Below are 20,587 nucleotides of genomic sequence, written 5' to 3'. Positions count from 1 at the left end.
CGGGCCGTGCCGTCGCCGGAGCCACGGGCGGAACACCGCCTGCTGCCGGAGGCACCGCAGGCACCTGACCCGAGGCGGGCCGAGCCGTCGCTGGCGCCTGGGGCGGCGCGACCGGGGGCGGCGTGGCTCGGGCGGCCGGGGCCGTGGGCGGCCGGGGTGCCGCCGGTGGGACGGACGGCGGCACGGAGGCCGTCACCCGGGGCAGGGCGGGCGTCGCCGGACGCGCGGGGGCCGGGGGCGCGGCGGGCCCTGGCGGCGCGCCAGAGTTCGGATCGGAAGGCTCGGACATCGGCGGTGCCTAGTTGGCCACGGCGGGCAGGTCGCTGCTGTTGTGGCCGGCGAGCCGCGTGTTGCGGTTCGACTGGATCGACTGCTGGATGTCCGCCTCCGTCATGCCGGACGACAACGTGATCGTCGTGGACGTCTTCTGGCCCGTCTCCACGTCGCACGCGGACACGTTCACCAGACCGTCCGTGTTGATCTCGAACGTCACCTCGATCTTCACCTCGCCGCGATACCCGATGCGGAAGCCCGAGAACTCGAACTCGCCCAGCATCTCGCACTCCTCGGCGCGGTTGGACTCACCCTGGTACACGCGGATCTTCACCTTCTCCTGCCCGTCGCGGCTGGTGGTGAAGGTCTTCGACCGGTCGATGGGCACCGGCGTGTTCTTGTCGATGATCTTCTCCGTGTACCCGCCCACCGTTCCAATCCGCAGCGTCAGCGGCGTGACGTCCACCAGGAACGTCTCCGTCTTGCTGTCGAGCAGCGCGTGCGACTGGAGCGCGGCGCCCATGGCCACGACCTGATCCGGGTTGATGCCCTCCAGCGGATCCTTCTGGAAGTAGTGCTTCACCGAGTTGCGGATGATGGGCAGCCGCGTGGGCCGCCCACCAGGATGACCGCGTCGATGTCCGCCGCCGTCAGCCGCGCGCTCTGGAGCGCCTCGTCGCAGACCTTGAACGTGCGCTGCACCAGGTCCATCACCATCCGGTTGAACTGGTCCTGGTTGAGCGTGTTGCGCAGGTCCATCACGTTGCCGTTGGCGTCCTGGCAGATGCCCGAGCACAGGATGTCCGCGGTGCCGTACTGGCCCACGTCGATCTTCGCCTTCTCCGCCGCGTCCTTCAGCATCTGCAGGCAGTACTTGTTCTGCCGCAGGTCCAGCCGCGTGCGGTTGAGGAAGTCGTCCGCCATCCACGTCATGATGCGGTCGTCGAAGTCGTCGCCGCCCAGGTACGTGTCACCCGCCGTGGCGAGCACCTCGAAGACGTCCTTGCCGATCTCCAGGATGGACACGTCGAACGTGCCGCCGCCCAGGTCGTAGACGACGACGCGCTGGTTGACGTCCCGGCCAAAGCCATACGCCAGCGCCGCCGCCGTGGGCTCGTTGAGGATGCGCAGCACCTCCAGCCCCGCGATGCGGCCCGCGTCCTTCGTCGCCTGACGCTGGTTGTCGTTGAAGTACGCGGGGACGGTGATGACCGCCTTCGTCACCTCGCGGCCCAGGTACGTCTCCGCGACGGCCTTCATCTCCTTGAGCACCAGCGCGGAGATCTCCGGCAGCGAATAGCTGCGCTCCCGCACGCCGATGCGCACCGAGTTGTTGTCGCCCTCGACGATGCGGTAGGGCATCACCGCCTGCGCCTTCTTCACCTCGTCGGAGAAGTAGTACCGGCCGATGAGCCGCTTGGCCGAGTACACCGTGTTCTCGGGGCTGGTGATGATGTTCTTCTTCGCCGCGTTGCCGACGAGCACGGATCCTTCCTCCAGGAAGGACACGCACGAGGCATGCGTCGTCTCGCCCCACTCGTTGGGGATGACCGTGGGTTGGCCTTCATGGACGACCGACACGCATGAGTACGACGTGCCCAGGTCGATGCCGATTGCGATGTCGTCCGCCATTCCGTCTCCGGTGAAGACCTGCACCCCGGCTCCTCTGGGGAGAGGGCGGTCGGGAAGCGCCCGGAGGTTAGGCTCCACGCACCAGGGTGTCAATTCAATGACTGATCAAATGCCAGCCATTTCAAGGGCTTAGCGCCAGAGCAGGGGAGCGGGTTCGCGTCGCTGAACTGGGGTCCTTTGGACCTTATCCCTAAGGGTGAAGGGGGGAACTCTCCATGTCCGCCATCCTCGCCGCCCTGTCGTCGGATCCCAACCTCCTGCGGTGCGAGCTGCACCGGCTGGCCGGGCAGGTCGTCCTCCGCCCGGATGCTCGCGCCAACGCCCTGGGGGTGGGCTCCTATGCCCAGGAGGAGGTGCTCCTGCGCCGGCTGGCGCCAGACCGCGACCTCACGTTGGACGACCTGGGGCCGCCGCACGAATCGGAGGCCGTGCTCTTCCACGCGAACCGGCTGCCGCTCGGCCTGTCGCCCGAGGAGAATACCCAGCCCTTCCGGGCCCGCCACTGGTTGTTCGCCCACCAGGGCCCTCTGCCGGACTTCGAGCCCCTGCGCGCCCCGCTGCTGTCGCGCGTGCCGGAGCACCTCCAGCGGCTGGTGCGCGGCCCCACCGACAGCGAGGTCCTCTTCGCACTGTTCCTCACGCGCCTGCGGGAGCTGGGCCGCACGGATGATCCGCGCCTGGAGCCAGAGGTCGCCGGCCGCGTGCTGCGCGACACGGTGCGGGAGGTGGAGGCCGCGCTCGTGCAGGTGGGGCAGCGGCGCATGCCACCGCTCAACATGGTGGCTACCAATGGCGCCGTGCTGGTCGCCACGCGTCGCGGCGAGGCACCGCTCTACTACACGCGCCTGGAGGGCAGCGCGGAGTGCGCCCACTGCGGCGTGACTCCCGCGACGCCGGAGACGCATCCGGAGGTGGGCGCGCACCGCCGCCGTCGCACGGTGGTGGTGGCCAGCCACGTGACGCGCACGCAGGGCTGGGTGGAGCTGCCGCAGGGCACGACGCTGACGGTGGGCGAGGACCTCCAGGTCCAACACCTGCCGCCGTCCTGAAAGGGCCGCTACGGGCCGCCGAAGAAAGACACTTCCAGGAAGCGCACGTAGAGGTTGCAGGCGGCGTGGAAGAGCGAGCAGCCGACGAGCGTGCCGGTGCGCTCGCGCATCCAGCCGAAGAGGAGGGCGGGGAAGAACACCGCCAGCCGCCACGTCTGGAAGATGGCCAGGTGGCCCAGCGCGAAGAGGAGCGCCGTCACCCAGAAGGCGCGCCCCAGCCGTGCGCCCAGCACCACGCGCCCCTGGGGCCACGCGTCGCGCAGGCGGGCCTGGAGGTAGCCCCGGTAGAAGAACTCCTCCGGCAGGGCCACGACGAAGAGCTGATCAATCACCCACTCGCCGAAGCGCGGGGGCAGGCGCGGCTGGAAGTGGCCCTCGCCGATGATGGGCGTCAGGTGGCGCGCGAGCCCGGGCGGCAGGTGCGGCACCACCTGCACGAAGGCGGCGAAGCCCGCGAAGAACAGCGGCCCCACGATGGCGCACATCACCAGGAACAGCTTCACGTCCTGCTTCCACGCGCGCAGGGTGAGGCCGTAGTCGCGGTAGTCCTCGTCGCGCCAGCGCATGGGGATGAGCGGCAGGTAGAGGAAGCCCACCGTGGCCACCAGCTTGGGCACGCTGGTGCCGCCGGCGATGAGGAACGCCGCGATGATGCCCAGGAAGCCCAGCGCCCAGAGGCCCATCGCCTCCTGCACCGCGCTCAACTTGAACGGTGGCCCCGAAGGCCGGCTCATGGCGCGTCCGCCGAGGCGAGCTCCGCCTTCACCGCGGACAGGGGCAGGGCGCGAGCCCCGCGGCCCCGGCGCTCGACGACGACGCCCACCAGCCGCCCGTCTCCGTCATACAGCGGGCTGCCCGGCGCGAGCGTCAGGTCCACGTCGAAGAACGGCGCGGGGGCGGCCTTCGCCACCGCGGCCTTGGGCATGTCTCGCTGGCCCTTCTTGCGCGCGGGCATCACGCCCACCACCCAGCGGCCCGCGAGCCCCTCCGGCACCAGCCGCACCGGCACCGCGGGCCACGTGCCCTGGGGACCCGCCACCACCGCGACCTGGAGCGCCGCGCTGGAGAGCACCACGCGCGCCGTCAGGGCGTTGCCCGCGTGCACCACCTGGACGGAGTCGGGGCCCACGAGCGACACGGCGGTGAGCACCTGTCCATCCGCGCCCACGATGATGCCGGGGCCCGCGTTCTGGGGACCGCGCACGCGCACGGACGAGCGGGCGTGCAGCTCCAGCACGCGCTGGAGGTCGGCGCGCGACGGACGGGCCTCCGCGCCGGCCCGCGAGGGCAGGGCCAGGAGGAGACAGAGGAGGGCGGGGACGAGCAGGAACGGGCGGAACATCTTCGCGCCCGGAAGCCTATCAGCGCTCCCGCAGGGCGGCGAGGAAGCTCTCCGCGGACCGGGTGTTGAGGATGTCCTGCTTGCGCGCCCAGCCCCGGCGCGCCGTGGCCACCGCGTAGGCCAGGTTCTTCAGGTCCTCCTGGCGGTGCGCGTCGCAGCTCACCACCAGCTTCACCCCGAGCCCCACGGCCTGCCGCACGTACTCGGACTTGATGTCCAGGCGCGCCGGCTTGCCGTTGATCTCCACCGCCACGCCGCGCTCCCGGGCGCGCTCCAGCACCTCCTCCATGCGCAGCGCGTACGGCTCGCGGCTCTGGATGAGGCGCCCGGTGGGGTGTCCCAGGATGTGCAGGTGCGGATTGTCCAGCGCGGCCAGCACCCGGCGCGTCATCTGGTCCTCGTCCAGGGAGTGGCGCACGTGGATGGACGCGATGACGACCTCCAACTGCTCCAGCACGCTGTCCGCATAGTCCAGCGCGCCCGACTCCAGGATGTCCACCTCGATGCCCTTGAGCAGCCGCACGCCGGGCACCGCCGCGTTCACGCGGTCGATCTCCTCCCACTGCCGCTTGAGGTCGTCCACCTTGAGGCCGCCCGCGTGGATGGCCGCCTCGCTGTGCTCGGTGATGGTGAGGTACTTGAGCCCCAGCGCCTGGGCCGCGCGCGCCATCTCCTCCAGCGTGTTGCGGCCGTCGGACCAGGTGCTGTGCGCGTGCACCGCGCCCTGTACGTCCTCCAGCGTCACCAGGTCCTCCGGCAGCTTCCCGGCCCTGGCCGCCTCCACCTCGCCGTTGTCCTCGCGCAACTCCGGCGGCACCTCCTGCATGCCCAGGAGCCGGTACAGCGTCGCCTCGTCGGGGACGGGGACCTTGGTGCCGTCCTCGCGGTGCACGCCCCACTCGGAAATCTTGAGGCCCTTCTCGTGGCCCAGGTTGCGCAGCCGGATGTGGTGCGCCTTGGAGCCAGTGAAGTGGTGCAGCGCGGTGGCGAAGTCCTCGTCCGGCAGCACGCGCAGGTCGACCTGGAGGTCGCCCTGCACCATGCGCACGGAGCACTTGCTCTCGCCCTTGCCAATCACTGTCGCCACGCCCGGCGCGTTCGCGAGCGCGTCCAGCACCGGCCCCGCCTCCTTCGCGGAGGCGATGAGGTCCACGTCGGACACGGTCTCCGCGCGACGGCGCACGCTGCCGCCCAGGCTGGCGCGCACCACGCCCGGGGCCTGGCGGATCCGCTCCAGCAGGCCCTCCGCGATGGGGAGCGCTTCACCCAAGAGCTTCCGTTCGCCCCGCGCGCGCCGGTACACGGCGATGCCGTCCAGGAGCTTCGCCTCGCTCTTGGCGCCAAAGCCCTTGAGCTCCCGCACGCGGCCGTCCTTGCAGGCGCGCTCCAGGTCCTCGACGCTGCCCACCTGGAGCTCGCTCCACAGGGCGGCCACCTTCTTCGGGCCCACGTCCGGCAGCTTCATCAGCTCCAACAGGCCGGCGGGGAACTGGGCCTTCAGCTCCTCGAACGCCGTCATGCGGCCGGTCGTCACCAACTCGGTGAGCTTCTCGGCGAGCCCCGGGCCGATGCCCTGGAGCTCCTGCAGGCGACCCTCGGTGACGATGGCGCCCAGGTCCTGCGGCAGGTTCGCGATGCGGTCCGCGGCGATGTCGTAGGCGCGGACGCGGAAGCCACTCTGCCCCTGGAGCTGGAGCAGGAGGGACATGTCCCGGAGGAGCTGGGCAACGGCCGCCTTGTCGGTGAGCACGGCTGTGGAGGGTGTCACGTCGGGAGTCACGGTCGGGAAATTAATGCCGGGGGAACGGGGGTGCAGGCCCGGACGGGTTGTGGGAAAAGGAACGCAATGACGAAGATCAAGCTGGGACCCGCGGACTTCGCCGAGAGGGAGATGCGGGGCTACGAAATCGGCAAGCGCAACGTCTGCATCGCGAAGATCCACGGCCGCTACAAGGGCCTCGATGACTGGTGCAACCACGCCGGATGTCTGCTGTCGGGCGGACGCCTCGAGGACAACATGGTCGTGTGCCCCTGCCATGAGGTCGGCTTCGACATGGACACAGGGCAGAACGCGACTTCGCCCGGCGTCTGTGATGACCAGCCGACGGTGCAGCTCACGGTCGAGGACGGAACGCTCGTCGTCGACCTGCCCGACGTTTGAGCCTTCCGCCTTCAGGAGCGTCCACCATGGGACACGACGGACACGATCACGACCATGACCACGGTCATGGCCACGGCCATCACCACCACCACGGCCATTCACACGACCACGGCCACGGCCACTCGCACGACCATGACCACGACCATGGCCACGGGCACTCGCACGACCACGGTCATGACCACGGCCACGACCACGGGCACTCGCACGAGGGATCCGCGGTGGCGGCGGAGCACAAGTCGCGCGCGCCGGTCCACGTCAGCGCGTACGTGGTGACGTGCTCGGACAGCCGGGACGAAGCGCACGACAGCAGCGGCAAGGACCTGCGCGAGGGCCTGGCCGCCGCGGGGCACACCGTCGCCGGTCACACGGTGGTGAAGGATGATCCGGAGGCCATCCGGGGCGCGCTCGCGCAGGCGCAGGCGGCGGGGGCCCGCGCGGTGCTCTTCACGGGCGGCACGGGCATTGGCCGGCGCGACTGCACGGTGGAGACGCTGCGCGCGCTCTTCGAGAAGGAGCTGCCCGGCTTCGGCGAGCTGTTCCGGATGCTGTCGTTCCAGCGCATCGGCAGCCCCGCGATGATGTCTCGCGCCACGGCGGGCACGTACCAGGGGATGATCCTCTTCGCGCTGCCGGGCTCGCCGCAGGCGGTGCGGCTGGCGCTGGACGCGCTCATCCTCCCGGAACTGGGCCACGCGGTGCGCGAGCTCACGCGTTAGGACTGGACGCGTGATGAAGAAGCGCCGTGTCGCCCATACAGGACTGAGCACCCAGGCGGCCGACCTCCTGCGCCCCCGCCTGGATGCCTTCCTGGCGTCCATGGATCAGACGGCGCGTATCGGTTTCGACCCGGTGGAGTTCCCCCACCGCTACACGGATCCACGCGACGTGGAGGTCAGCGCGCTGCTCGCGGCGGCGCTGGCCTACGGGCGCGCGGACCTCTTCCGCCCGAAGGTGGACGCGCTCCTGAAACAGATGGGGCCGTCCCCCGCGGCCTTCGTGCGCGCGCTGGACGTGAAGGGCGCGAAGGCGCTGCTCACGGGCTTCGTGTACCGCTTCAACGTGGGCACCGACCTCGCGGTGCTGCTCTTGGGCATGGGCCGCGCGCTGCGCGAGCACGGCAGCCTGGAGGCCTTGTTCGTGCGCGGCTTCCAGGCGAGCGGCACGCTGCATGGAGCGCTCGCGGCCTTCACCGCCGCGCTGCGGGACGTGCCCATGGCCGCGCTCCGCAAGGCCATGGGGCCGGAGCGGGGACTGCACCACCTGCTGCCCTCGCCGCTGGGCCCGGGCGCCGCGAAGCGCCTCAACCTGTACCTGCGGTGGATGGTGCGCGGACCGGACGCGGTGGACTTCGGCATCTGGAAGCAGGTGCCCACATCTGCACTGCTGGTTCCATTGGACACGCACATCGGACGCATGGCCCTGCACTTGGGCCTGACGCAGCGTACGGACCTCACCTGGCGGACCGCCGAGGAGGTGACGGCATCCTTGAGGGCACTCGATCCAGAAGATCCGGTCCGCTACGACTTTGCTTTGTGTCACTACGGAATGAGTGGCGCCTGCCCGGCGAAGACGCTGCCCCAGCACTGCGAGCGCTGCTCGCTCCTACCTTCCTGCAAGGTAGGCCCCCGCGTCATCGCGCGCGGTTCACTGCAATTCTGAGTCCCACCCGACCCGGAAATGGGCTACGGGCAGTCCGCGCGGCCCCGCGTTGACGGGTTGGCGCGGTCAAGGCTGCAATGCGGTCGAGCGACGCGGGCGGAATGATCCCGCGGGGCGCGAGGAGCGACGCGGTGCACGCAATGCTGGTGGCGGTTCCAGCCCCGGTGGCCCAGGACGTGGAGCGCGATCTTTGCGCCACGGCCGAAGGGCGCGCGTGTCGGGTGATCCGCGTGGAGTCTCCGCCGGAGCCGCTGCCCGAAGGGCTCCTCGTCCTGTGGGATCACGGCGGTCCGCTGGAGGCCGTGAAGGCGCGCTGCCAGTGGGCGCATGCGCGCCGGTTGCAGACCCGGACCTGGCTGGTCGTGCTGACGAAGCGCGAGGGCGAGGAGGCGGAGGCGCTGGTGGCCGCGGGCGCGGACGAGTGCGTGGCGCCGCCCGGCACGCGCTGGGGCGCGAGGCTCGTGGCGCTGCGGCGCAGGTCCTCGGACGGGGACGCGCAGGCGCTCCGACGGGCCCGCGACATGTTCCAGGGCGCGCTGGACGCGGTGCCGGAGCCGCTGTTCATCAAGGACCGCGAGCACCGGCTCGTGGCGGTCAACAACGCCTACTGCCGCCTGCTGGATCAACCCGCCGAAGCGCTGCGCGGCACGGTCTCCTCGGCGCAGGTGCCGCCGCACGAGGCCGAAGCGTCATGGCGCCAGGACGAGCGCGCCTTCACCACCGGGCAGACCGTGGAGGACGAGGGCTCCTTCACCGACGCCAAGGGCCGCTCGCGCGAGGTGCTCACGCAGCGGGCCGCGTACATGCTGCCCAACGGCGAGCGCTTCCTCGTGGGGCTCGTGCGCGACGTCACCGAGCGCTCCCGCCTGGAGACGCAGCGGCGGCTGGCGGAGCGGATGACGTCCGTGGGCACGCTGGCCGCGGGCGTCGCGCATGAGATCAACAACCCGCTCTCCTATGTGACCTCCAATCTGGCCTACCTCTGGGAGCGCGTGGCGCAGCCGGTGCTTCCAGTTCCGCCCGAACAGTTGGAGGAGCTGCGGCAGGTGGTGGCCGAGGCGCTGGAGGGCGCGGGGCGGGTGCGCTCCATCGTGCGCGACCTGCGGACGTTCTCGCGCACGGAGGAGGAGCAGCACGGTCCGGTGGACGTGCGGCGCGCGGTGGAGAACGCGGTCAAGCTGATGCGCGACGACCTCCAGCACCGCGCGTGCATGGCGTGCGACCTGGAGCCGGTGGCCGCGGTGCATGGCAACGAGGGCCGGCTGGCGCAGGTCGTCACGGGCCTGCTGACGAACGCGCTCCAGGCCTTCGGCGACAGGGCTCCGGAGGAGAACCTGATCAAGCTGAGCGTGCGTCCGGGCCGCGAGGGCCATGTTCTCATCGAGGTGGAGGACAACGGGCACGGCATGCCCGCGGAGGTGCGCCAGCGCATCTTCGATCCGTTCTTCACCACGCGCTCGCCCAAGGGCGGCACGGGCCTGGGCCTGTCCATCTGCCTCACGCTGGTGCACGCGATGGGCGGCCACATCGAGGTGGCCAGCGAAGAGGGGCAGGGCAGCCTCTTCCGCGTGGAGCTGCCGGCGCTCACCCTGCCGCCCGAAGCGGCCCGGCCCTCGCAGGCCGTCCCTGCCGTGGCGGAAGAGCCCGCGTCGCAGCCGGTGCGCGCGACGCGAGACCTGCGCCGGCTGCTGCTCATCGACGATGAGCCGGCGGTGGGCAGCGCGGTGAGCCGCCTCTTGCGCAACCTCTACGAGGTGCACGTCATCCAGGACGCGCGCGAGGCCCTGAAGCGCCTGTCGCACGGCGAGAAGTTCGACGCCATCCTCTGCGACCTGATGATGCCGGGCATGAGCGGCATGGACTTCCTGGTGGAGCTGGAGCGGCTGGCGCCGGAGCTGGCGCCGCGCACCGGCCTGATGACGGGCGGGGTGAACCCGCAGGCCCGCGAGTTCGTGGGCCGCCGCGCGCGAGAGCTGCTGGAGAAGCCCTTCGAGCGCGACCAGCTGTGCACCTTCGTCGAAACCCTGATGCAATGAAGCACCGGACGCGCTGGACACTGGGGGCCGTGCTGACGGCCCTGCTGGTCGCGGCCTTCTTCCTGCTACCGCCCGAGCTGCGAGGGCTGTCCTTCGTGCTGCGCGCGGCGGGGATGCACGGCACGCAGGCCACGGCCCTGGCCAGCAGCTATGGCACCGGGGCCTTCAGCGTCGCGGACCTGAGCGTGCCCACGCACCACGGGCCGGTGCGCGCGCGGCTCTACCGTCCGGACCGGCGCAGGGGCCGGCTCATCGTGCTCACGTCGGGCGTGCACGCGGCGGGCATCGACGAGCCCCGGCTGGTGAGTCTGGCGGAGGACCTGGCCATGGGCGGACATCCGGTGCTCACGCCGGAGCCGCCGGACCTGCTGCGCTACGAAATCACGCCGTGCCTGCCGGACATCATCGAGGAGACGGCGCTGTGGGCGCTGGGGCCGGGCTCACTGGCGCCGGAGGGGAAGGTGGACCTCTTCGGCATCAGCTTCTCCGGAGGCCTGTCCGTCGTCGCGGCGGGCCGGCCCGCGCTGCGCGACAAGGTGGCCGCGGTGCTGTCCTTCGGAGGGCACGGCGACCTGTCCCGCGTGCTGTCCTTCCTGTGCACGGGCGTGCAGGCGGACGGGACGCACCGCACACCGCACGACTACGGCGTGGTGGTCATCCTGCTGAACGTCGCGGACCGGCTGGTGCCGCCCGAGCAGGTGGAGGCCCTGCGCAGCGGCGTCCTGAAGTTCATGCACGCGTCGCACCTGACGCTCGTGGACTCGAAGCAGGCGGAGGCCGCGTTCGCGGAGGCGCGCGCGATGGAGGCCACGTTGCCGGAGCCCGCCGCCACGCTGCTGCATCAGGTGAACACGCGGGACGTGGCCGCGCTGGGGCCCCGGTTGCTGCCCTTCGTGAAGGACTTCGCCGGAGACCCGTCCCTGTCGCCGGACCGTTCTCCCGCGCCGAGTGCTCCGGTGTACCTGCTGCATGGGATGGACGACTCCGTCATCCCCGCCATCGAATCCACGCTGCTGGCGCGCACGCTGGAGCCGCACACGCGCGTGCACCTGCTGCCCACGCCGCTCATCACCCACGCGGAGATGGACCGGAAGGCCAGCGTGATGGAGTCGCTGAAGCTGGTGCGCTTCTGGTCGGCCCTCCTCGACGAGTAGTGCGCCACCGCGCGACTTGACGTCCGAGCCCGGGAGCGGCTGCCATGGCGGGCATGTCCGTGTCCCTCATCGCGTCGTTCGGGCTGGGTTGGCTGCTGGCGGCCGCGCCCCCGCAGGCGAAGCGCATCGTCCCGTGTACGCCGGACTCCGCCGATTGGAAGGCGGCGCGGGAGGAGCTGTCCGCGTTCGATGCGCGGATGGAGGCGCTCCCCATGGATGGCGAGGTCGAGGCGGTGCGGTCGGGAATCATGCTCCTGCTGAGCCACCGCTGCTTCGGCATCGCCCGCGAGGAGGAGCGCCGGGAGCCGCTGACCTGGGACGAGGAGACTGTCGCGCCCGCGCTCGCGTTGAAGGCGTGGTGGCGCGACGGAGGCAAGGCGTACTTCACGTCCCAACTGGAGCTGGGCCGTGCCGGAGCGCAGACCGTCGTCATTCCTCCGGAACTTCGCGGCGTGCTGGCGCGCGAGTCGTCACCGAAGCACCGGCTGGCATCCCTGCTGTGTCCCCTGAACGCCGGTGAGTGCGGCGCGGAGACCGAGGCCTGGCGAGAGCGGGCGGAGAAGGCCTTCCGTCCGGAGAACCGGCGCCCCGGCACGTTCGACGAGGATCCGCCGCCTCCGCCGGACTGCATGAAGGACGCCCGGAGGCAGCCTTCAAGGAGCCGCTACAAGGCCTGGCGAGTCTGTCTGGCGATCAACCCGAACGCGCGAAACGTCCAGACGGTGCTGCCGCTGGGCCGCATCCGCGCGCCGATGGACGGCTGGCTGGTCATCCGGGGCCGGCGAGGCCATTACAGTTTCTGTGATCAGCTCGACGCCTATCACCTGGCGACGGGGACCCTGTACCGATCGAGCAGTTGCTCCGACCTGGCGTTGAAGTCCGACGGCCGGGTGGACGGAGCCGCCACGAATGCCGCGCGGCAGTCCGGTGTGAAGGTGGGACGCGTGTCGCCGGAGCGGCTCCGCGAGCTGCTGTGGATGCTGTTGCTGGAGCCGGAGGTGAATGACCGGGTGCAGGTGGAGGCCGTGCGCATCCCGGTGCCGAAGGGCCTCCGCGTTGAATGGCCCGCGACCGATGACGGCATCCTGGGCGGAGTCTCCGGCGGGGGCTTCGGTGGCTCCACGGCACAGACGCGACTGAGCTGGAAGTGGTTTCCTCCCGGAGGCGCGGAGCCCCTGTCGGGAAAGTTCACGTATCCCTATTCGTGGGCCGCGGGCGAGGACCACGCGAACGTGCTCATGAACGAGGCCGAGGCCACGTTGCAGGAGGGCTGCCCGGCACTGCCCGTCCCGGCCCGGGAGCTCGACTTCACGCGTGAGCCCGGCGTCAACAGCATCGACGCACCGGAGGGTGTGTCGCAGGTCCAGGACGCACGGGTGGACGCGTTGCTCACCTGGAAGCCTCCGGTGGGATGTGTGCCGGGCAAGAACGGCGGGTGAGCTTTCAGCGCGCTAACGATTGCAACACCAAGCATCGTGGTGAGCAGGCGTCCGGGCGTCACGCAGGTGACAGCGCCCTCGGGGGATGGTGGCGCGGCGGGGCCGCCGGTTAAAGCTGATGGCCCCATGAACGTCCGCATCCCCGACGTCCTCCCCCATGAAGATGTATTGGATTACGTGCAACGCCTGAGCGGCGGCTTCGACGCGCGCCTGTATCAGCAGGTGCTGGGCGCGGCGAATGCGTTCAAGGAAGGCGACGACGCCATCGGTGTCGCGGCGGCGGATGAGGACTCGCGGCGCAACGCGCGGACCCTGCTGTCGCGCACGCGGTTGGACGACCTGCACGCGCATCCTCCGTTCGAGGACCGGCTGTATGTCTTCAACCTGGAGGCCTGGGACGCGGCGCGCTGGAAGAGCGTGGCGGACTGGACGCTGGGAAAGCTCAAGAACTTCCTGCTCACCGCGCCGGAGTCCCAGGTGCATGACATCCTGGACGGACTGCCCAGTGACGTCATCGCGTGCGTCGTGAAGCTGATGAGCGACGCGGAGCTGAAGGCAGTCGGTGGGCGCATCTTCCATCCATTGCCGGGCAGCCGCGTGGGCGCGAAGGGCTACCTGGGCGCGCGCTTGCAGCCCAACTCGCCCACGGATCATCCGGACGACATCCGCTGGCAGGTCTTCAACGGCTGGGCCTTCGCGGTGGGCGACGTGGTGCTGGGGACCAACCCCGTGTCGTCGGACGTGGCGTCCGTGGCGGCGGTGGAGTCCGCGCTGCACGACGTGCTGGTGACGTTCGGGCTGGAGGAGGTGATGCCCCACTGCGTGCTCGCGCACATCGACGTGCAGGCGCAGGTGGAGGCGCAGCGGCCGGGCACCACGGGCATCTGGTTCCAGAGCCTCGGTGGGAACGAGGCGGCCAACCGCACCTTCGACGTGACGATCGAGAAGATGGTGGCGCACGCGGCGGCGCGCACCGGCAAGTGGGGCCTGTACTTCGAGACGGGGCAGGGCGCGGACGCGACGAACGGGCACCACTTCGGCACGGACATGCTCATCCACGAGTCGCGCAAGTACGGCTTCGCGCGAGCCCTGAAGCGCCGCGTGGCCCTGGCGCAGTCGGGCGCGGGGCGGGACGCGGCGCCGTGGGTGCACGTCAACGACGTGGCGGGCTTCATTGGCCCGGAGGTCTTCCGCACGCGCGAGCAGCTGGTGCGCTGCTGCCTGGAAGACATCGTGATGGGCAAGCTGCACGGCCTTACGCTGGGCCTGGACGTGTGCTCCACGCTGCACATGGACGTGACGCTGGATGACCTGGGCTGGTGCCAGGAGCAGCTCGCGGAGGCCGGTCCGCGTACCTGATGGCGCTGCCCACGCGGAATGATCCGATGCTCAGCTACCTCACCACGTCCTTCCAGGACCACGTGCGGCTGCGCGAGCGGTACGGCCTGAAGGTGGACGACCGGATGTGGGCCTTCTTCCAGCGCCTGGGCGTCATCAACGCCGACGGCCGGCCCACGAGGCACTTCGGCGACCCTGCCCACGTCTACGTGCACTACCGCCGGGCCAAGGGCGACACGCGGACGGACGCCGAGCTGCGGGCGGAGGCGGAAGCGAAGATGGCGGAGGTGCGCGCCCGGGGCGTGCCGCTGGCGGTGGGGCACGGCGATGCGCCCTGGACGCATGAGCCCGCGCTGGAGCGGGAGGTGCGCGGCCTCTACGACGACGGCAAGGTGGGGCTCTGGTCGGCGCTGTCCGACGCGACGGTGGAGTCCATCCCGGGCGCGGCGCGGCTCCAGACGCGCTCCCTGGACCGCCGCGACTACATCCTGCATCCGCCGTCCGGCGAGTCGCTGGATGAGGCCTCGGAGGCGACGGTGCGCGCGCTGCGCGACCGGCACGCGGGCCGGTACGACGCGCAGGTGGTCGTGTCGGACGGGCTGGATCCCCGGTCGCTGATGGACGAGGGCCACCTGGCGCCGTTCCTCACGCGGCTGCGCGCGGAGCTGGAGGCGAATGGCTGGAGGGTGGCGCCGGAGGTGCTGGTGGTGAAGCACGGCCGGGTGCGCGCGGGCTACCAGGTGGGCCACCTGCTGTTCGGCGCGGAAGGGGACCCGCGGCCGCGCGCCCTGGTGCATGTGATTGGCGAGCGCCCCGGCTCCGGGCACCACGCGTTCTCCTCGTACCTCACCGCTCCGGACGCGGACACCTGGGCGAAGCCGGGCGCGGTGGACCACGACCGCACCCGGCTCATCGCCGGAATCTCGGACACCAGCGTCCGGCCGGAGGATGCCGCCGTGGAGTCGGCGCGCATCCTCGGGGAGACGCGGACCTCGAACACTCCCATGGTTTCAGGAGTGGCCTAGGTCCGCGTTCAACGGCTCAGCACTCCTGGATGTACTCCGAATAGACCGACCGGCCACCCCAGTAGTAGAGCCCGCCGCAATAGCAACCATACTCACCAATGAGCTGGGTGTGCGCGGCGTCGCTGTAGTACCGGTACAGGTTCGCGTTCGGCTCGTTGGAACAGTCCGGCAACGGCGCCTCCTGCGTGGCCAGGTTCGGCTCGGACTCCTGCTCCATGGGACCGCCACAGCCCACCGCCAACGCCAACAGACCGCCAATCAGGAACGTGCGCATGTGTCCTCCGTGAGGGGGCACAAACCATACGCGGTTTACGTCAGACAAAGCTTCAGCGCACCGCGGCGATGCTTGCCGCGGTGCGCACGCCACCCACGGCGGTCGCGAGGGTGCTCTGGCCCGGAAACACGGAGTCCCCCACCAACCACACGCCGCGCTGCGCCTGGAACGGTCCCAGGATGCGGTAATTGTCCAATCCGGCGCGCCGGGGCACTCCGCCCACCGCGCCCGCCTCTCGCAGCGTGAAGCGTTGGAACGTGCGCGGCGAGCCCGTCATGGCGTGCACGACGTTGGCTGTCCACTCCGGCAGCAGCGCATCCAGGTTCTCGCGCATCCGCGCGTGGAGCCCGGTGAACCAGGCAGCCTGTTCCTCCGGTGCCATGCCCGCGAGCTTCTTCAACGACACATGGGTGGACACCGTCATCGTGCGCTGGCCCGGCCGTGCACGGCCTTCATCCGCCGCTCCACTGATGGACGCGAAGAGGTGGTTGCCTTCGATGAAGGGGGCCTGCTCGTCGCGCACCAGCTCGAAGTGATGCGCGCCGCCGGAGTCACCCTCGGGAGGTTGCACGACGAGGTACAGCATCGCGGCGCCCCAGCCGTCATCCACGCGCTCCGCGAGTGCATCCACCCGGGGAAGCCTCCCCACGGGAACATCCATCAGCGTGCGCAGCCCTTGCGGCAACGTGTTGGCCACCACATGCCGCGCGAGCAGCTCACCCCTGCGCGCCGTCACCCGCCAGCCGCCATCCACCGGCGTCACCGCGCGCACCCGGTTCGCCATGAGCACGTCGCCGCCCCGCGCTGTGATGGCCTTCGTCAGCGCCGTCGCCAGCCGGCCGATTCCGCCCCGCACATGGCCCGTGCCGCGCCAGTAGTAGTCCATCGCCGCGAACGCGAAAGGCGCCTCCGCCTCCGCCGCGGGGCACTGCACGGTGATCTGACAGAGCGCATCCAGGTACGTGCGCAGCGGCGTGAAGCCCTCCAGCCCGTGCTGCGCGAGCACCGCGCCCAACGGGCGGCCCAGCCACCGTGCCAGCGGCGCGTAGGACCATGCACGGCCCGCGTGCCGCATCACCGTCTTCAGGTTCAACGGCGGCAACAGGTCCGGGTCATCGAACAAGGGCCACAGCGCACCGGCCACCTGTCCCTGCAACTCGAAGAAGCGCCGCACGCCCCGCACGGGCGCGCCGGGCAACGCACAGAGCTCCGCGATGAGCCGCTCCCGGTCCCGGTGCACCGGCAACCGCATCCCCGGGGTCCGCAGCTCCACCAGGGGATCCAACCAGTCCACCGTCACGTCCAGCGCATGCTCGCGGATCCACCGGCCGAAGAGCTGATGCTCACCGAAGCCGGAGAACAGCGTGGCGCCGGACTCGAAGGCGTAGCCACCGCGCCGGAAGGTGCTCGCGCAACCGCCCGGGTAGTTGAGCCCTTCGCACAGCGCCACCCGGGCGCCCCGGCGGCACAACTCCAGCGCCGTGCCCAGGCCGCCGAAGCCCGCACCCACCACCACCGCGTCGTACCAGGTGTCCGCCATTGATCGAGTGAAAGGACCGGCACCGGGAGCGGGCCGGGGGAGACCCGCTCCTTCCGGTGCCGGTATCGCGCACATGGCCAGGCGCGACGGGAGTTTCCTAACGGGCCCGCACTCCCGCCGCGATTCTTTTCCCCACCCGAAGGGGAGACAGGCGGCCGGCCGCTTCCACTGGCGGACACCTGCCCCTGTCTACCGGGGCATCTTCAGCCGGATGTTGAACGTGTACGACACGTTCACCGGACGGCCCTGGAACGTCAGCGGTTGGTACTGACGCGAGGAGAGCGCGTCCAGCACCGCGTCATCCATGAACGGCAGGCCCTTGATGATGCGGCAGTCGCGCACCCGGCCCTCCGTGGTGATGACGCACTTCGCGATGATCATCCCCTCCACGCCCGCGCGCCGCGCCTCGTCCGTGTAGCTGAACTGCGAACCACTGAGCATCTTCGGAGGCGTCATCCCGCCCTGGAAGGGCAGCACGTCCGTGCCCGTGGGCGCGGTCGGGATGAGGTCCGCCACGGGGAGGAGGCCGATGGGGCTGGTGCTGTTCGGATCTCCGTTCGGATCCCCCACCGGGCCGGTCTCGCCCGTGCCCGTCGCGTCGGTGGTGGCCGCCGCGTCCGCGATCGTCGTCGGCTCCGGCGTCACCGCCGGCGGATCCGCGGGCAGCGGCTTCGGATTCAGCGGGATGCGGTCCGTGCGCGGCTTGGGCTTCGGCTTCGGGGCCGGTGCGGTGGTGGCCGGTGCCGGCTGCGCGGCCTGCTTCACGCCGAGCTGGATGGTGGGCGGACGGAAGACGAGGTCCCCCAGCGGCTTCTCGACGAGCTCGGGCGCGCGGCCGGAGATGAAGAACACCAGACCCAGGAGCCCCGCGTGCACGCCGATGGACACCCACGCGCCCGTGCCGAACCGTCCCGAGCGCACTCCCCGCCGTTCGATGACCGACTCAAACATCTGACCCGCCTCCTGTTCGGGGCGGACGCTCCAGGCGTCCCGTCCCCACAAGATGCAAGGTACGAAGTCCCGCCAGGAGAAAGGCCGACGGGGCTCCATGTGTCGGTCATGATTGCGTCATGACGGGCCGCCGCTCAGGACCTCCATGCGGTAGCCCACGCCGCGCAGCGTGTGGATGGTGAAGCCGGACGTGCTCGTCCACCCGAGCTTCTTCTTCAGGTTCGACACGAAGTTGTCCACCGTGCGCGGATCCACCACCACGTCGCGGCCCCACACCGCGTCCAGGATTTCGCCGCGGGGCAGGGCGCGGTCGCGGTGGCGCAGGAGAAACGCCAGCAGGTCGAACTCCGTGCGCGTCAGGTCCACCTCACTGCCGTCCGCGCGCAGCACCGCGCGGCGGCCCAGGTCCAACGTGAAGGCGCCAAAGGTCACCACCTGCGGCGGCGCCGTGCCCGCCCGGCGCACCAGCGCCTGCACGCGCGCGAGCAGCTCGCGCAGCCGGTAGGGCTTGGTGAGGTAGTCCTGCGCGCCGGCCTCGAAGCCGCGCACCAGGTCGTCCTCCAGCGAGCGCGCGGTGAGCATCAGCACCATGCTCTTCACGCCCTCCGCGCGCAGGCGGCGGCAGAAGCTGTAGCCGTCCTCGCCCGGCAGCATCACGTCCAGGATGAGCAGGTCGAACGCGCGCGACGCCAGGTGCGGCGCCGCGTCCTTCGCGGACGGGGCGTCCGTCACGTCGTAGCCCTCGTCGCGCAGGTTGTCGCGCAGGCCCATGCGCAGGTTGGCGTCGTCCTCGACGATGAGGATGGTCGGGCGGGTGGTGGGGGTTGGCGTCTGCGTCGTCATCGGCGCGTCTCGGGAAAGGTCAGGGCGAAGGTCGTGCCTTCGGGGCCGGAGGAGGCCACCTGGATGCTGCCCTGGTGCAGGCCCATGATTCTGCGGCACAGCGCCAGCCCCAGGCCACTTCCATGCACCTCCGGCCCGGGCGTTGTCAGACGGTAGAAGTCCTGGAACACGCGCTCCCATTCCTCCGGGGGAATGCCCACCCCGTTGTCGCTGAAGAGCACCGTGGCCCCGAAGCCCGGCTGCGGATAGGCGCGCACCGTGAGGACCACCGGACTTCGTTGGTTGTAGAGGCAGGCGTTGCGGCCCAGGTTGGCGAAGAGCATCCGCACGAGCGACGCGTCCGCGTCCAGCTCCACGTCCCCCACGTCCGAGCTCAGCTCCACCGGCACGGTGACGGCGTCCATCAGGTCGTCACGCAGGTTGCCCACGGCCTCCTCCAACCGCACGCGCGCGGGCTTGAGCGCCCATCGCCCCTTGTCGATGCGGTTGAAGGACAGGATGTTCTCCACCAGGAAGTGCAGGCCCTCCGCCGCGCGCACGATGCGGGTGGGGTAGTCCCCGGCCTCCGGGCTCTTGCCCAGCCGGCGCTCCAGCGTCTCTCCCAACAGGCGGATGGACGCGAGCGGCGTGCGCAGCTCATGGGACACGGTGGAGACGAAGTCGCTCTTGAGCTCCACGAAGCGGTACTTGCGCTGCTGGGCCACCACCGCCAGCGCCGCGATGGCCGACGCGAGCGCACCGCACGCCGCGACGAGCAGCGTCTTCAGGCCGTACCGCGCCTCGATGTCCGCCTCCGCCGCGGCCCAGCCCGGAGTCGCCACCTCCAGCCCCGGGTGCTTCAGGGGGCGCGCCACGCCGCCGGGCCCCAGCCGCACCTGGCCATCCTTGGGGATGAGGTTGCGCCCGCGCAGCTCCTGCGTCAGCTCCGACAGGAGCGCGCCCATGTCCACGGCCAGCCCGTGCACCTGCTCGGCCGCGGGCTCCACGTACCACTGCTCGGCGAGCAGGGTGGGGCCGTCCAGCGGCTCCGGCAGCACCAGCGCGCCCGCTCCGGCCTCCTGCACGCGGGCCACGAAGGCGTCAGACGGCTCCGACAGGGCGCTGCTCAGCGCCACGATGCGCGCCTGGAGGAAGTTGAAGTCCGGCTGCGTGAGCTGGGAGCGGGCGCGCAGCAGGTTGCGTTGCAGGCCCGCGTCCCGCGCCATGCCGCCCAGCTCCTCCGGAAGGCCTTCGCGCACCAGCGCCCGGATGAGGGGCTGCGTGTCCTCGCCGCGTTGCAGGTACTCCACCATCAAGAGGGTGAAGGGCAGCTCCTGATCCGGCGGCAGCGGGTGCGCCGCGTGGTAGCGCAGCAGGGCCTCCACCGCGGCGTCCTTGCGCGCCTCGCTGCCGGAGGCCAGGGCGGCCTGCGTCGCGCGCAGCCGGGACAGCCGCTCTTGGTAGGGCGAGGGGGCCTGACCGTCGTCCAGCGCGTGCGCCAGCATCGTGTAGTTGGCCTGGGCCGGGACGTCCGCGCCCTCCCGGGGCCAGTCCACGCGCGGCAGGAACTGGTGGCCGCGAAAGAGCAGGTAGTAGCCCTCGGCGGGCAGCAGCGGGTCGCCCACGGCCGAGTTGAGCTTCGGCAGGTGGGTCTTCATCATCTGCGCGAGCGCGGTGCGCAGCGACTCGGCCGCCAGTTGCTCCAGGGCGATGCGCCGCGAGCGCACCTGGGCGCGCGCGTCCTCACGCTCCTGGGTGAAGATGCGCTGGAGGCTCACCAGCCCCCATCCGAGGGCCAGCAGTCCGCAACCCAGGGCGAGCAATGTGGGGAGGAGTCGGCGCAGCATTCGCGTCCCGCGGGACTGTAGCAGTGTCGACAGGTTTGCGGGCCT

16 protein-coding genes and 2 pseudogenes are annotated in these 20,587 nt (G+C 70.8%); 9 read left to right on the top strand and 9 right to left on the bottom strand.

From position 1 onward, the window contains the following. Positions 1-298: 298 nt before the first annotated feature. Positions 299-1,905 (bottom strand): annotated as a pseudogene (gene dnaK / locus ACX114_RS26380) (molecular chaperone DnaK). 215 nt (positions 1,906-2,120) lie between these two features. Here dnaK and ACX114_RS26375 point away from each other — a divergent pair. After that, entirely contained in the window at positions 2,121-2,954 is an 834-nt protein-coding gene (locus ACX114_RS26375; RefSeq protein ID WP_459288931.1) for a class II glutamine amidotransferase, read from the top strand. An 8-nt stretch (positions 2,955-2,962) separates the two neighbouring features. Here the strand turns inward: ACX114_RS26375 and mrtX are convergent, their stop codons facing one another. The 3 genes from mrtX to polX are packed head-to-tail and all read right to left on the bottom strand — an operon-like array spanning position 2,963 to position 6,064. After that, a complete protein-coding gene (mrtX, locus tag ACX114_RS26370) occupies positions 2,963-3,688 on the bottom strand; it encodes a myxosortase MrtX (protein WP_459288929.1) in 726 nt (241 codons plus the stop codon). Continuing rightward, a complete protein-coding gene (locus ACX114_RS26365; protein WP_459288927.1) occupies positions 3,685-4,296 on the bottom strand; it encodes an MXAN_2756 family trypsin-like serine endoprotease in 612 nt (203 codons plus the stop codon). The genes mrtX and ACX114_RS26365 overlap by 4 nt, the downstream gene beginning before the upstream one ends. A gap of 19 nt (positions 4,297-4,315) precedes the next feature. Then, positions 4,316-6,064: a DNA polymerase/3'-5' exonuclease PolX gene (polX, locus tag ACX114_RS26360; protein WP_459288925.1), complete on the bottom strand. Its 1,749-nt coding sequence runs from the start codon at positions 6,062-6,064 to the stop codon at positions 4,316-4,318. 78 nt (positions 6,065-6,142) lie between these two features. On the opposite strand from polX, the gene ACX114_RS26355 reads away from it, so the two are divergent. The 8 genes and pseudogenes from ACX114_RS26355 to ACX114_RS26320 all read left to right on the top strand — a co-directional run bounded on the left by ACX114_RS26355 (position 6,143) and on the right by ACX114_RS26320 (position 15,108). Further along, a complete protein-coding gene (locus ACX114_RS26355; protein ID WP_223742329.1) occupies positions 6,143-6,457 on the top strand; it encodes a Rieske (2Fe-2S) protein in 315 nt (104 codons plus the stop codon). Positions 6,458-6,675: 218 nt separating this feature from the next. Next, positions 6,676-7,173 carry a MogA/MoaB family molybdenum cofactor biosynthesis protein gene (locus tag ACX114_RS26350; protein WP_459300292.1) on the top strand — a complete coding sequence of 166 codons (498 nt, stop codon included), beginning with the start codon at positions 6,676-6,678 and terminating at the stop codon, positions 7,171-7,173. A gap of 13 nt (positions 7,174-7,186) precedes the next feature. Next, the gene (locus tag ACX114_RS26345; RefSeq protein ID WP_459288923.1) at positions 7,187-8,116 is read left to right on the top strand and encodes a TIGR02757 family protein; all 930 of its coding nucleotides are present in this window, start codon (positions 7,187-7,189) and stop codon (positions 8,114-8,116) included. 77 nt (positions 8,117-8,193) lie between these two features. After that, positions 8,194-10,152: a two-component system sensor histidine kinase NtrB gene (locus ACX114_RS26340; protein WP_459288921.1), complete on the top strand. Its 1,959-nt coding sequence runs from the start codon at positions 8,194-8,196 to the stop codon at positions 10,150-10,152. After that, positions 10,149-11,306, top strand: a complete 1,158-nt coding sequence (locus tag ACX114_RS26335) for a dienelactone hydrolase family protein (RefSeq protein ID WP_459288919.1) — start codon at positions 10,149-10,151, stop codon at positions 11,304-11,306. Before ACX114_RS26340 ends, ACX114_RS26335 begins: the two co-directional genes overlap by 4 nt. Before the next feature lie 44 nt (positions 11,307-11,350). Continuing rightward, positions 11,351-12,745 carry a hypothetical protein gene (locus tag ACX114_RS26330; RefSeq protein ID WP_459288917.1) on the top strand — a complete coding sequence of 465 codons (1,395 nt, stop codon included), beginning with the start codon at positions 11,351-11,353 and terminating at the stop codon, positions 12,743-12,745. A gap of 126 nt (positions 12,746-12,871) precedes the next feature. Further along, positions 12,872-14,205, top strand: a pseudogene (eutB, locus tag ACX114_RS26325) (ethanolamine ammonia-lyase subunit EutB); the annotation flags it as partial. A 3-nt stretch (positions 14,206-14,208) separates the two neighbouring features. Then, positions 14,209-15,108, top strand: coding sequence for an ethanolamine ammonia-lyase light chain EutC (locus ACX114_RS26320; protein ID WP_459300290.1), 900 nt, complete (start codon positions 14,209-14,211; stop codon positions 15,106-15,108). A gap of 16 nt (positions 15,109-15,124) precedes the next feature. On the opposite strand, the gene ACX114_RS26315 is transcribed toward ACX114_RS26320, so the two are convergent. From ACX114_RS26315 to ACX114_RS26295, 5 genes are all read right to left on the bottom strand, one after another. Beyond that, positions 15,125-15,382, bottom strand: coding sequence for a hypothetical protein (locus tag ACX114_RS26315; RefSeq protein ID WP_459288916.1), 258 nt, complete (start codon positions 15,380-15,382; stop codon positions 15,125-15,127). A 52-nt stretch (positions 15,383-15,434) separates the two neighbouring features. Further along, entirely contained in the window at positions 15,435-16,922 is a 1,488-nt protein-coding gene (locus ACX114_RS26310; protein ID WP_459288914.1) for a phytoene desaturase family protein, read from the bottom strand. A 189-nt stretch (positions 16,923-17,111) separates the two neighbouring features. After that, complete coding sequence (locus tag ACX114_RS26305) at positions 17,112-17,873, bottom strand: energy transducer TonB (protein WP_459288912.1); 762 nt, start codon at positions 17,871-17,873, stop codon at positions 17,112-17,114. Between the two features lie 117 nt (positions 17,874-17,990). After that, entirely contained in the window at positions 17,991-18,716 is a 726-nt protein-coding gene (locus ACX114_RS26300) for a response regulator transcription factor (protein ID WP_139919581.1), read from the bottom strand. Then, positions 18,713-20,542 carry a sensor histidine kinase gene (locus ACX114_RS26295; protein ID WP_459288910.1) on the bottom strand — a complete coding sequence of 610 codons (1,830 nt, stop codon included), beginning with the start codon at positions 20,540-20,542 and terminating at the stop codon, positions 18,713-18,715. The genes ACX114_RS26300 and ACX114_RS26295 overlap by 4 nt, the downstream gene beginning before the upstream one ends. Between the last annotated feature and the right edge of the window lie 45 nt (positions 20,543-20,587).

The organism is Corallococcus sp. M7 (genome assembly GCF_054512695.1).
This window is presented reverse-complemented; position numbering and strand designations above follow the sequence as displayed.

Bases quoted from the DNA above. Each gene is read 5' to 3' on its own strand.
- ACX114_RS26375 (WP_459288931.1), top strand. From the start codon at position 2,121: ATGTCCGCCATCCTCGCCGCCCTGTCGTCGGATCCCAACCTCCTGCGG.
- mrtX (WP_459288929.1), bottom strand. From the start codon at position 3,688: ATGAGCCGGCCTTCGGGGCCACCGTTCAAGTTGAGCGCGGTGCAGGAG.
- ACX114_RS26365 (WP_459288927.1), bottom strand. From the start codon at position 4,296: ATGTTCCGCCCGTTCCTGCTCGTCCCCGCCCTCCTCTGTCTCCTCCTG.
- ACX114_RS26355 (WP_223742329.1), top strand. From the start codon at position 6,143: ATGACGAAGATCAAGCTGGGACCCGCGGACTTCGCCGAGAGGGAGATG.
- ACX114_RS26345 (WP_459288923.1), top strand. From the start codon at position 7,187: ATGAAGAAGCGCCGTGTCGCCCATACAGGACTGAGCACCCAGGCGGCC.
- ACX114_RS26340 (WP_459288921.1), top strand. From the start codon at position 8,194: ATGCGGTCGAGCGACGCGGGCGGAATGATCCCGCGGGGCGCGAGGAGC.
- ACX114_RS26335 (WP_459288919.1), top strand. From the start codon at position 10,149: ATGAAGCACCGGACGCGCTGGACACTGGGGGCCGTGCTGACGGCCCTG.
- ACX114_RS26330 (WP_459288917.1), top strand. From the start codon at position 11,351: ATGGCGGGCATGTCCGTGTCCCTCATCGCGTCGTTCGGGCTGGGTTGG.
- ACX114_RS26320 (WP_459300290.1), top strand. From the start codon at position 14,209: ATGTGGGCCTTCTTCCAGCGCCTGGGCGTCATCAACGCCGACGGCCGG.
- ACX114_RS26315 (WP_459288916.1), bottom strand. From the start codon at position 15,382: ATGCGCACGTTCCTGATTGGCGGTCTGTTGGCGTTGGCGGTGGGCTGT.
- ACX114_RS26310 (WP_459288914.1), bottom strand. From the start codon at position 16,922: ATGGCGGACACCTGGTACGACGCGGTGGTGGTGGGTGCGGGCTTCGGC.
- ACX114_RS26305 (WP_459288912.1), bottom strand. From the start codon at position 17,873: ATGTTTGAGTCGGTCATCGAACGGCGGGGAGTGCGCTCGGGACGGTTC.
- ACX114_RS26300 (WP_139919581.1), bottom strand. From the start codon at position 18,716: ATGACGACGCAGACGCCAACCCCCACCACCCGCCCGACCATCCTCATC.
- ACX114_RS26295 (WP_459288910.1), bottom strand. From the start codon at position 20,542: ATGCTGCGCCGACTCCTCCCCACATTGCTCGCCCTGGGTTGCGGACTG.